General features: G+C 63.8%; 10 protein-coding genes. All 10 read left to right on the top strand.

What is annotated here, in order from left to right:
• Positions 1-71 precede the first annotated feature (71 nt).
• The 10 genes from QM996_RS20905 to QM996_RS20950 all read left to right on the top strand — a co-directional run bounded on the left by QM996_RS20905 (position 72) and on the right by QM996_RS20950 (position 11,015).
• Entirely contained in the window at positions 72-1,586 is a 1,515-nt protein-coding gene (locus tag QM996_RS20905) for a sugar ABC transporter ATP-binding protein (protein WP_334197976.1), read from the top strand.
• Complete coding sequence (locus QM996_RS20910) at positions 1,579-2,580, top strand: ABC transporter permease (RefSeq protein ID WP_334197977.1); 1,002 nt, start codon at positions 1,579-1,581, stop codon at positions 2,578-2,580. The genes QM996_RS20905 and QM996_RS20910 overlap by 8 nt, the downstream gene beginning before the upstream one ends.
• Positions 2,577-3,575, top strand: coding sequence for an ABC transporter permease (locus QM996_RS20915; RefSeq protein ID WP_334197978.1), 999 nt, complete (start codon positions 2,577-2,579; stop codon positions 3,573-3,575). The genes QM996_RS20910 and QM996_RS20915 overlap by 4 nt, the downstream gene beginning before the upstream one ends.
• Before the next feature lie 2 nt (positions 3,576-3,577).
• On the top strand, positions 3,578-4,426 hold the full coding sequence (locus tag QM996_RS20920; protein ID WP_334197979.1) for a sugar phosphate isomerase/epimerase family protein: 849 nt from the start codon (positions 3,578-3,580) through the stop codon (positions 4,424-4,426).
• A 130-nt stretch (positions 4,427-4,556) separates the two neighbouring features.
• Entirely contained in the window at positions 4,557-6,026 is a 1,470-nt protein-coding gene (locus tag QM996_RS20925) for an FGGY family carbohydrate kinase (RefSeq protein ID WP_334197980.1), read from the top strand.
• Complete coding sequence (locus tag QM996_RS20930; RefSeq protein WP_334197981.1) at positions 6,023-6,718, top strand: class II aldolase/adducin family protein; 696 nt, start codon at positions 6,023-6,025, stop codon at positions 6,716-6,718. Before QM996_RS20925 ends, QM996_RS20930 begins: the two co-directional genes overlap by 4 nt.
• Before the next feature lie 103 nt (positions 6,719-6,821).
• Positions 6,822-7,394, top strand: coding sequence for a gluconokinase (locus QM996_RS20935; protein WP_334197982.1), 573 nt, complete (start codon positions 6,822-6,824; stop codon positions 7,392-7,394).
• A 410-nt stretch (positions 7,395-7,804) separates the two neighbouring features.
• Positions 7,805-8,968: an isovaleryl-CoA dehydrogenase gene (locus QM996_RS20940; RefSeq protein ID WP_334197983.1), complete on the top strand. Its 1,164-nt coding sequence runs from the start codon at positions 7,805-7,807 to the stop codon at positions 8,966-8,968.
• A 45-nt stretch (positions 8,969-9,013) separates the two neighbouring features.
• On the top strand, positions 9,014-10,621 hold the full coding sequence (locus QM996_RS20945; protein WP_334197984.1) for a carboxyl transferase domain-containing protein: 1,608 nt from the start codon (positions 9,014-9,016) through the stop codon (positions 10,619-10,621).
• Positions 10,622-10,631: 10 nt separating this feature from the next.
• Positions 10,632-11,015, top strand: coding sequence for a RidA family protein (locus QM996_RS20950; protein ID WP_334197985.1), 384 nt, complete (start codon positions 10,632-10,634; stop codon positions 11,013-11,015).
• Positions 11,016-11,018 lie beyond the last annotated feature (3 nt).

Consider the following 11,018-nt stretch of genomic DNA (forward strand, 5'->3'; position numbering starts at 1 on the left):
ATGAGGAAAGCTGTTTTCGGCTTTCCGCCCGCATCCCGCTCTAATTTAACGTGATTTACGGGCACAGACACATGCACCAGCTTGCGACCGCGGGAGGAGGCGAGAAGCCGCTTCTGGCCCTGCGCGACATCAACATGACCTTCGGCGGCGTCCGAGCGCTCAAGAACGTAAGCTTTGACGTCCGCCCGGGGGAGGTCCATTGCCTTGCCGGTGAGAATGGCTGCGGCAAGAGTACGCTGATCAAGATCATCACAGGCGTCTATCGTCCAGCCGACGGCGCGTCGATCGAATATGACGGCGAGAGCTATTCCCACATGTCTCCGGTGACCGCGCAGGATCGCGGCATCCAGGTGATCTGGCAGGACCTGGCGCTTTTCCCCGAGATGAGCGTCGCCGAGAACATCGCCTTCCAGACCGTGCTCGGCCGCTGGCCGAAGCTCGTCGACTACAGCCGCATGCGCCAGATCGCCAAGGATGCGCTCGCCCGCCTCGGCGTGACGCTCGACGTCGACCTGCCGCTGAAGGAATATGCAATTGCCCAGCGCCAGATCGTCGCGATCGCCCGGGCTTTGGTCGGCGAAGCGAAGCTCGTCTTCATGGACGAGCCGACCGCATCGCTGACCCAATCGGAAACCAATCACCTGCTCGATATCGTTCGCAGCCTTTCCGCCTCCGGTGTCGCCGTCGTTTTCGTCAGCCATCGGCTTGCCGAGGTGCTGGAGATTTCGAGCCGCATCACGGTGTTGCGCGATGGCGCGCTGGTGGGTGTCTACCCCGCGGCCGGCATGACGCAATCGCGCATTACCGAACTGATGACCGGCAAGACCTTCGATCAACAGGTGCGCGCGAAGTCGCGTGACGGGCAGCCGGTCGTACTTGATGTGAAGGGACTGTCGCGCCCTGGGCAGTTTGAAGATGTTTCCTTGACGGTGCGCCGTGGCGAAACGCTCGGGATCACCGGCCTGCTTGGCGCAGGGCGTACGGAACTGGCGCTGACACTCTTCGGTATGCTGAAGCCCGCATCCGGTACGATCTCGCTGGAGGGCAAACCTGTCCATTTCTCCTCCAATCGCGATGCGATCAGGGGCGGCGTCGCCTACCTCTCCGAGGATCGGCTTTCGCTCGGCCTCATCCAGCCCCAATCGATCGCCGACAATCTCGTCATCAGCTCACTCGACAAGGTCCTCTCCGGCGGTCTGCTCTCGGAAGAGCGCAAGCGCAGCCTTGTCGCTCGTTGGATCGGCGATCTCGGCGTCAAGATCGGCCTGCAGCAGGATGCGATTTCGACGCTTTCGGGGGGCAACCAGCAGCGTGTGGCGATTGCCAAGTGGCTGGCGACCGATCCGAAGCTTCTCATTCTGGACGCTCCGACCGTCGGGGTCGATGTTGGCGCGCGTGCCGGCATCTTCGACATCGTCGCGCGGCTCGCCGAAAGCGGGCTGGCGATCATCCTGATTTCCGACGAGGTGCCGGAAGTCTATTTCAATGCCGATCGCGTGCTGCACATGGCGCAGGGCCGCATTGTCGGCAGCTATGATCCGCGCACGTCCTCGCTCGCCGATATCGAAGGAGCTGTCTATGCGTAGCTTCGTGCGTACCCACGCGACGGAAGTGTCGCTGCTCGCCGTCATCGTCGCGATCAGTGCAGTGCTGTCGGTCTCGACCGCCAACTTCTTCTCGCTCGGCAATGCCTTCGACCTGCTCAATGTCAGTTCGGTCAACATCATCTTCGCCGTCGGCCTGCTGGTGGTTTTGATTGCCGGCGGCATCGACATTTCCTTCGCGGTCGCTGCGTCGGTCGTCCAATACGGCACGGCGATCGCACTCGGCTGGATCGGTGGCGGAGGCTGGGTCTCGGGCCTGCTGATCGCCGGTTCGCTCGGCATCCTGCTCGGTGCGATCAACGCCTTCCTGATCCACCGTTTCCGCGTCATATCGATCGTCGCGACGATCTCGACCTTCAATATCTATTTCGGCCTCTTGATGTTCTTTACCAAGGGCGTCTCGATCTACGACCTGCCGGACTGGCTGACGGACCGCGTCATCCTGTTCGAACACGAGATGGCCGACGGAACCTGGATCGAGATCACGCTGCCGGTTTTGGTGATGGTGCTCTGTGTCATCGCCACCTGGGTGCTTATCACCCGCACGACCACCGGTCGCCAGCTCTATGCTTTCGGCGACAATCCGGAAGGCGCCCGCCGCTTCGGCATCAACATCGGCGCCATGCAGTTCATCGCCTTCGGTTGGCTCGGACTGATGGCGGGGATCGGCGGGCTCATCCAGGCGCATTATGCGCAGGAAGTGGTGCCGAACGCGCTCTATGGCCGCGAGCTCGACGTGCTGGCTGCGGTCGTCCTCGGCGGCGCGCGGCTTGGCGGCGGCAAGGGCTCGGTGCTCGGCTGCGTGCTCGGCGTGCTCCTGATCTCGATCACCCAGAATGGCCTCAACCTGATGGGTGTGTCGCCCTTCGCCTTCAAGATGATCATCGGCGCCATCATCCTCGTGGCGATCACGCTCTCCAATACCCGCATCGAAAGGCTCTTGCCCTTCGTCAGCCAGAAAGGGGCCGGACGATGAACGCGATTGTCGAACGCGTGAAGACCTTGCTCGGGCCAGAAATGGCCGGACCGGGCCTGGCCTTCCTCGCCGTGGTGCTGGTCTTCGGCATCGCCTCGCCGCAATTCCTGAGTGCCGCCACCTTCGGCTCGGTCGCCTTCCAGCTTCCGGAACTCGGCCTCCTGACGCTGGCGATGCTTTTGCCGATCCTGACCGGTGGTCTCAACCTCGCGATCACCTTTACCGCCAACATCGCCGGGCTGACGCTCGCCTGGGTGCTACAGGCAGATGGCGGCGTCGATGCCGGTCCTGCCGCATTCATGCTCGGCTCGGTTCTGGCGATCCTCGTCGGTGCAGCAAGCGGCGTGATCATGGGACTGGTGATCGCCTTTACCCGCGCCCATCCGATCCTTGTCTCGCTGTCGATGATGATCTTCCTGCGCGGCCTCGGCGAGTTTCTGACCCGCGGCGGCGATGTCTCAGGCTTCCCGGCCTTCATCGGCCCGCTTGGCCACGGATCGCTCCTTGGGGTGCCGGTTCCGCTCGTCGTCTTCGTCGTCTGTGTGCTGGCCTGGCACGTGCTGCTCACCCGCACCAAGCTCGGCTTCAACACCTACATGATCGGCTCCAACCTCGAGGCGACGCGCTATTCAGGCATCAACACGCGCAAGGCGATCGTGTTCGTCTATGCGCTTTCGGGCGTCATGTGCGCGATCGCCGGCATCATCATGCTGGCGCGCTTCAACTCCGTTCGCATCGGGCACGGCGAAAGCTACCTATTGATCACGGTGCTCGCCTGCTTCCTCGGCGGCGTCAATCCGTTCGGTGGTTTCGGCCGGGTCATTCCCGTCTTCGTCGCGCTGGGGGTGCTGCAGCTTCTCTCCTCCGGTCTCAACCTCGTGGGCGCCAACCAGCATCTGGCAACGGCCGTCTGGGGGCTGCTGCTTGCCGGCGTCATGGTGCTGCGCTTCGTCGCGACCAAGTTCAAGATTTCATTTGTCAGAAAGGAAACGTGACCATGCAGGGTTTTGGCGTCCATACGAGCATGTGGACCATGAACTGGGATCGTCCCGGCGCTGAGCGCGCGGTCGCCGCGGCGGTGAAGTACGGGGTGGATTTCATCGAGATCCCGATGCTCAACCCGCCGGCGGTCGACACTGCCCATACCAAGACGCTGCTCGAGAAGCACAAGCTGCGTGCCGTCTGTTCGCTTGGCCTGCCCGAGCACGCCTGGGCATCTGTCCGCCCCGATGCCGCGATCGAGCACCTGAAGGTGGCGATCGACAAGACGGCCGATCTCGGCGGCGAGGCGCTCTCCGGCGTCATCTACGGCGGCATCGGCGAACGCACCGGCGTGCCGCCGACCGAGGCCGAATACGACAACATCGCGCGCGTGCTGCAGGCGGCGGCCAAGCACGCCAAGACGCGCGGCATCGAGCTCGGCGTCGAGGCGGTCAACCGCTACGAGAACCACCTGATCAACACTGGTTGGCAGGCGGTCGACATGATCAAGCGCGTCGGTGCCGACAATGTCTTCGTCCACCTCGACACCTACCATATGAACATCGAGGAGAAGGGCATCGGCACCGGCATTCTCGATGCGCGCGATTTCATCAAATACATCCACCTGTCCGAGAGCGACCGCGGCACGCCCGGCTACGGCAATTGCGCCTGGGACGAGATCTTCGCGACGCTGGCGGCGATCGGCTTCAAGGGCGGCCTTGCGATGGAGAGCTTCATCAACATGCCGCCGGAAGTCGCCTATGGCCTCGCCGTCTGGCGACCCGTTGCCAAGGACGAGGAGGAGGTCATGGGTAACGGCCTGCCGTTCCTGCGCAACAAGGCGAGGCAATACGGGTTGATCTAGAGCATTTCCAGCAAAGCGCGCAGCGGCTTACGTCCGGAATTGCGTAAAAACAAACAGATAGAGCGGCTTTCTCTGGAGCCGCTCTAGAACGCTCCTGCGCGCGTTGGATCAGGACGGGAGGTTGCGAGAGATGTCAGTCGCAGCGGACGACGAGGCCGGTACGGTGGCCGTGCTAGATGTCGGCAAGACCAATGTGAAGCTGAATGCGGTCTCGGCAAACGGTGTCGTTCTGGAAACGCTGAGCGTCGCCAATTCGGTGCTGCCGGGGCCGCCCTGGCGACATCACGACCTGGCAAGTCTCGGCGAGTGGATTCTCTCCAACCTCGCGGCGCTCGGCAATCATCATCCGCTACAAACCTTCGTCGCCGCCGGTCACGGATCCGGCGGCGTCCTCGTCGGCGACGATCCAGACGCGGCGGCCGGCGTCGCCCTGCCGATGATCGACTACGAGCAGTCTTTGCCGGAGGAGATCCGGCAAGGCTACGCGCCGCTCGCCGGTTCCTTCTTCGATCGCGGCAGCGCGATGATGCACAGCGCCACCCATCAGGCCCGCCAGCTCTATTGGATGCAGGAGCACGCACCGGATGCGGTCGCCGGTGCGTGCTGGTATCTCGGCCTGCCACAATACTGGGCGTGGCGGCTGTCGGGCGTTGCGGCATCGGAAGCGAGCTTCCTCGGCGCACAATCGCACCTCTGGAATGTCGCCGAACGCCGGTTCGCGCCCATTGTCGCTGCGCGCGGCTGGCAACGGCTGATGCCGGATTTCGCCGATGCCTGGCAGGTCCTCGGCCCGGTACGTCCGGAGCTTGCCAACCGTTATGGCCTGCCGAAGGGGCTGCGCGTGCTGACCGGTGGCCACGACAGCAGCCTCAACCACTATCGTTACCATGCCGCCGGCCTCGGCGATTTCATCGTCGTCTCCACGGGAACCTGGATCGTCGGCTTTTCCGGCCGCACGCCGCTCGGCCGGCTCGACGAGCATCGCGGCATGACGCTGAACAGCGACGTCTTCGGCAACCCGCTCGGTGGTGTGCTCACCATGGGCGGGCGCGAGTTTTCGCATGTGGCGGGCATCGCACCGCCGGCAGCCCAGGTCCCGGACGATGTCGTGCTGGGCCTGATCGCCAAACGCACCATGGCGCTGCCCTCCTTCGGCGACGACGATGGCCTCTTTCCGGGAAGCGCCGGACGCGGTCGCATCAGCGGGCCGCCACCGGAGACCCCGATCGAGCGCAAGGCGCTGGCTCTCATCTACTGTGCCCTGCTGACGGCGGAATGCATCGAGGCGCTCGGGCCGGGGCCGCTGGTCGTGCTCGACGGAAACTTTCTGCGCGATCCGCTCTATGCCCGCTTCGTCGCGGCGCTCATACCGAACCGGCGGGTCCGTTTCAATCTGGATGCCTACGGCGTGGCCTCCGGTGCTGCGCTGCTTGCAAGTCAGGGCCAACGCCAAGGTCCCGCGCCGCTGTCGCTCGCCGATCCGGGCGACGTTTCGCATCTTTCACCTGCGGTCGCCGTCTATGCGTCGCAATGGCGCGCCCGAGCGCGCGCCGGGCACAACAATGGTTTCAGTCGCGACTTCGAAAGGACATATCGATGACCAAGACCGACATACTCTCGGTCCGCCGCGAGATGGTGGACATCTGCCGCAGGATGAACTCGAGCGGCATCAACCAGGGCACCGCCGGCAATCTTTCGGTGCGCACCGAAGACGGCTTTCTGATCACGCCGTCGTCGCTGCCCTATGAGACGATGCAGCCCGAAGATCTGGTCGAGATGGATTTCGACGGCACCTATGTTGGTCTTCGTCCGTCGTCCGAATGGCGCTTCCACCGCGATATCCTGAGGGAGCGCACCGACATCAACGTCGTGCTGCATTGCCATTCCGTCTATGCGACGACGCTTGCCTGCCACCACAAGACCATTCCGAGCTTCCACTACATGACCGGCATTGCCGGCGGCACGACGATCCGTTGCGCCGAATATGCGACCTTCGGCACCCAGGCACTCTCGGACAATGCGCTGGTGGCGCTCAAGGACCGGACGGCGTGCCTGCTCGGCCAGCACGGCCAGATCTCGCTCGGCAAGACGCTCGAGTCCGCGCTTTGGCTGGCGATCGAGATCGAAACCCTGTCGCGCATGTATGTCCAGGCGCTGACGCTCGGCGAACCGCCGGTGCTTCCCGACGATGAGATGGAGCGAGTCATCGCCCAGATGCGTCGCATGAGCTACGGCCAGGCGCCGGATGGCGAGGGCGTCAACGACGTCGCCCGTCCCCGCGCTGCGATTTAGAGGGGCGTCGGGCACGCAAGTGCTCCCCACGGCCTTGTTCGTCTGTTGTCGCAAAGGTATCAGGAAGCATCAGTGCGGCAGATGCAAGGAGCAAGGCGCGGCCATGTCGAACGATCACGCGTCCGAGGTTGGTGTTCACCTGACATTTCCCGGCTCCATCGTGGTGATGGGCGTGTCGGGTACCGGCAAGACCTCGGTCGGCGAGGCCATCGCCACCGCCTGTGGCTACCGCTTCGTCGAGGGTGATGCACTTCACCCTGAGGAGAACATCCGCAAGATGTCGGCGGGCATCCCGCTCACCGATGCGGACCGCTGGCCGTGGCTGAAGGAGATCGGCCGACAGCTCGCATCGGGTGATGCTCCGCTCGTCGTCTCCTGTTCGGCGCTGAAGCGCAGCTATCGCGATCTGCTGCGTGAGAGTGCCGGCAAGCCTATTGCCTTTGTCTATCTCCACGGCGATCGCGACGTTCTTACCGGGCGAATGCAGCGCCGGACGGGGCATTTCATGCCTGCCTCGTTACTCGACACGCAGCTCGCGACGCTGGAAGACCCTGACGGCGAGCCGTTGACCATCACCGTGGACATCTCTCCGCCGCCGCAAGCCGTGATCCACGAGGTGCTCGCGCAGCTTGTGGGGCTGGGTGTTGCCGCCGGCCGCCACTGCATGTCTCCTTAAATCGACCTCGATTTAAGGACGAAGACATGCAGCAACTCAAAGTGCTACAGCGACCTTTGCGCGTCTGATAAGACGCGCGGTGCTGTAGATCTCAAAGGAACCCGCCCGGTTTTCCGAAAACGATCGGCTTGGCGCGGCGGTGACGCCACAAGCTGCAGGCTTCTCGCGTCGTTGCCCCCTCCAGCGACCGCTTCACGCACAGGATGCAATCATCGGGTGCCTTCGCATTTTCATATCGTGCTTGGCTTCGCCGCTCTTTGGAAGGAAATTAGCGGAACGCGGTGCTATCGTCCGGCCATGTCGCGGCGTTGATATCATTGCTTTCGCCGCGATCCGCGTAGAGGATGGAGCGTTATCGTCCGGCCGCCGTGGGAGGAGACCGCGCGGCTCGGCACGGTGGGAGGATAGACATGTTTGAGGGCGGATTGAGCTTCGCGCTTGGCGAGGACATCGACGCATTGCGCGAGAGCGTGCGGCGCTTCGCGACGGACCGGATCGCGCCATTGGCCGACGAGACCGATCGCAGCAATGCATTTCCAATGCAGCTCTGGCGCGAGATGGGCGAACTCGGCCTGCTCGGTATCACCGCTGGCGAGGAATACGGCGGTGCCGGCATGGGCTATCTCGCCCATTGTGTGGCGATGGAGGAAATCAGCCGCGCATCGGCCTCGATCGGCCTCAGCTACGGCGCCCACTCCAATCTCTGCGTCAATCAGATCAATCGCAACGGCAATGACGACCAGAAGGCGCGCTATCTGCCGAAGCTGATTTCTGGCGAGCATGTCGGGGCATTGGCGATGTCGGAGCCCGGCGCCGGATCGGACGTCGTCTCGATGACGCTGAAGGCCGACAAGCGTGGTGAGCGCTATGTGCTCAACGGCAACAAGATGTGGATTACCAACGGTCCGGACGCCGACGTGCTCGTCGTCTACGCGAAGACCGATCCGACAGCCGGCCCACGCGGTATCAGCGCTTTCCTCGTCGAGAAGGGCTATGCCGGATTTTCGACCGGCCAGAAGCTCGACAAACTCGGCATGCGCGGCTCCAACACCTGCGAACTGATCTTTAAGGACTGCGAAGTGCCGGCGGAAAACGTGCTCGGCACCGTCGGCGGCGGCGTCCGCGTGCTGATGTCCGGGCTCGATTACGAGCGCGTGGTACTTTCGGCAGGGCCCCTCGGCATCATGGCCGCTTGCCTTGATGTCGTCGTCCCCTATCTGCATGAGCGCAAGCAGTTCGGTCAGCCGATCGGCGAATTCCAGCTGATGCAGGGCAAGCTCGCGGACATGTATGTGACGGCGAATGCGGCGCGCGCCTATGTCTATGCGGTGGCGGCGGCCTGCGATCGCGGCGAGACGACGCGCAAGGATGCGGCCGGCTGCATTCTTTATGCGGCTGAAAAGGCGACGGCGCTTGCGCTCGAGGCGATCCAGGCGCTCGGCGGCAACGGCTATACCAACGACTACCCGGCGGGTCGTCTGCTGCGCGACGCCAAGCTCTACGAGATCGGTGCCGGCACCAGCGAAATCCGCCGCATGCTGATCGGCCGGGAGCTGTTCACCGAGACGAGCTAGGCAGGGTGAGACGAAAGCGGCCGAACTCGATCCAATGAGGACCTCATGACCGTTCTGAAATCTCACATCTCGCCGTCCTCCGAAACGTTCAGGGCCAACCAATTAGCCATGGCTGAGGCGATCGCGACGGTCGAAGAGGCCGTGAAGCTCGCTGCCGCTGGCGGGGGCGATGCCGCGCGCGAGCGCCATGTCAGCCGCGGCAAGCTTCTGCCGCGCGACCGGGTGGCCCACCTCATCGATCCGGCAACACCTTTCCTCGAGGTCGGCATGACGGCGGCGCATGGCATGTACAATGGTGATGCGCCAGCGGCCGGACTGATAACGGGCATCGGCCGGGTGTCGGGCCGCGAATGCATGATCGTTTGCAACGATCCGACGGTCAAAGGCGGCACCTACTATCCGCTGACGGTAAAGAAGCACCTCAGGGCGCAGGAGATCGCCGCCGAAAACCATCTGCCTTGCATCTATCTCGTCGATTCCGGCGGGGCCAACCTGCCGAACCAGGACGAGGTATTCCCGGATAGGGATCACTTCGGCCGGATCTTCTACAATCAGGCCAACATGTCGGCTGCCGGCATTCCGCAGATCGCCGTGGTGATGGGATCGTGCACCGCCGGCGGCGCCTATGTTCCGGCGATGTCCGACGAGACGATCATCGTCGAGGGCCAGGGCACGATCTTTCTCGCCGGCCCGCCGCTTGTCAGGGCGGCGACCGGCGAGGTCGTCTCGGCGGAGGATCTCGGCGGCGCCGACGTGCATACGCGCCTTTCCGGCGTGGCAGATCATCTCGCACGCGACGACGCCCACGCGCTGGCGTTGGCGCGCCGGGCCGTCGCGGCGCTCAACCGCTACAAGCCACTGTCGGTCGAATTCGCGACACCCGAGCCGCCGCTCTACGATCCGCAGGAGATCGCGGGCATCGTGCCTTCCGATCTGCGCACGCCCTACGACATCCGCGAGGTCATCGCCCGTGTGGTCGACGGCTCCCGTTTCGACGAGTTCAAGGCGCGCTACGGCACCACGCTCGTCTGCGGCTTCGCCCATGTGCATGGCATCCCGGTCGGCATCATCGCCAACAACGGCGTGCTATTCTCGGAATCGGCGCTGAAGGGGGCGCATTTCGTCGAACTCTGCGCCCAGCGCAAGATCCCGCTCGTGTTCCTGCAGAACATTACCGGCTTCATGGTTGGGCGAAAATACGAAACCGAAGGCATCGCCAAGCATGGCGCCAAGCTGGTGACGGCGGTGGCGACCGCGCGCGTGCCGAAAGTGACCATGCTCGTCGGCGGCTCCTTCGGCGCGGGCAATTACGGCATGTGCGGCCGCGCCTTCTCGCCACGCTTCCTGTGGACCTGGCCGAACAGCCGCATCTCGGTGATGGGCGGCGAGCAGGCGGCCGGTGTGTTGACGACCGTGCGCAGCGAAGCGCTGAAACGGGCCGGCACGCCCTGGAGCGAAGAGGAGGAAGCGCGCTTCCGCCAGCCGATCCTCGATCTCTTCGAGCGCCAGAGCCATCCGCTCTATGCCTCGGCAAGACTTTGGGACGACGGTATCGTCGATCCGCGCAAGACGCGCGATGTGCTCGGCCTGTCGCTTTCGGCAGCGCTCAACGCACCGATCGAAGACACGCGCTTCGGCCTCTTCAGGATGTAGGGAGACCGCGATGAAACGCGAGAACATCAATGCCAAGAACGCGCCGCAACCGCGCGGAGGCTATTCGCAGGCTGTTCGCCTCGAGGATTTCCAGCGCCTGCTGTTCGTCAGCGGCCAGGTGCCCTTGAACTCCGACGACGTGCTGCCGGATGGTTTCGAGGCGCAGGCACGCCAGGTCTGGCTCAATATCGACGCGCAGTTGAAGGCGGCGGCTATGAGCAAGACGGATATCGTCAAGGTGACGACCTATCTCGCCGACCGCCACCACACTCTGGAGAACCGCGAGATCCGCAACGAATATCTCGGCGCGCTCGCCCCGGCGATGACGGTGGTGATCGCCGGGATCTTCGATTCCGGCTGGCTGCTCGAAGTCGACGTGATCGCGGCGCGATAGGGG

The organism is Sinorhizobium chiapasense (assembly GCF_045277575.1).
GTDB classification, from domain to species: Bacteria; Pseudomonadota; Alphaproteobacteria; order Rhizobiales; family Rhizobiaceae; genus Ensifer; species Ensifer chiapasense_A.

Coding starts and splice junctions, on each gene's coding strand:
- QM996_RS20905 (WP_334197976.1), top strand. CDS start 72: ATGCACCAGCTTGCGACCGCGGGAGGAGGCGAGAAGCCGCTTCTGGCC.
- QM996_RS20910 (WP_334197977.1), top strand. CDS start 1,579: ATGCGTAGCTTCGTGCGTACCCACGCGACGGAAGTGTCGCTGCTCGCC.
- QM996_RS20915 (WP_334197978.1), top strand. CDS start 2,577: ATGAACGCGATTGTCGAACGCGTGAAGACCTTGCTCGGGCCAGAAATG.
- QM996_RS20920 (WP_334197979.1), top strand. CDS start 3,578: ATGCAGGGTTTTGGCGTCCATACGAGCATGTGGACCATGAACTGGGAT.
- QM996_RS20925 (WP_334197980.1), top strand. CDS start 4,557: ATGTCAGTCGCAGCGGACGACGAGGCCGGTACGGTGGCCGTGCTAGAT.
- QM996_RS20930 (WP_334197981.1), top strand. CDS start 6,023: ATGACCAAGACCGACATACTCTCGGTCCGCCGCGAGATGGTGGACATC.
- QM996_RS20935 (WP_334197982.1), top strand. CDS start 6,822: ATGTCGAACGATCACGCGTCCGAGGTTGGTGTTCACCTGACATTTCCC.
- QM996_RS20940 (WP_334197983.1), top strand. CDS start 7,805: ATGTTTGAGGGCGGATTGAGCTTCGCGCTTGGCGAGGACATCGACGCA.
- QM996_RS20945 (WP_334197984.1), top strand. CDS start 9,014: ATGACCGTTCTGAAATCTCACATCTCGCCGTCCTCCGAAACGTTCAGG.
- QM996_RS20950 (WP_334197985.1), top strand. CDS start 10,632: ATGAAACGCGAGAACATCAATGCCAAGAACGCGCCGCAACCGCGCGGA.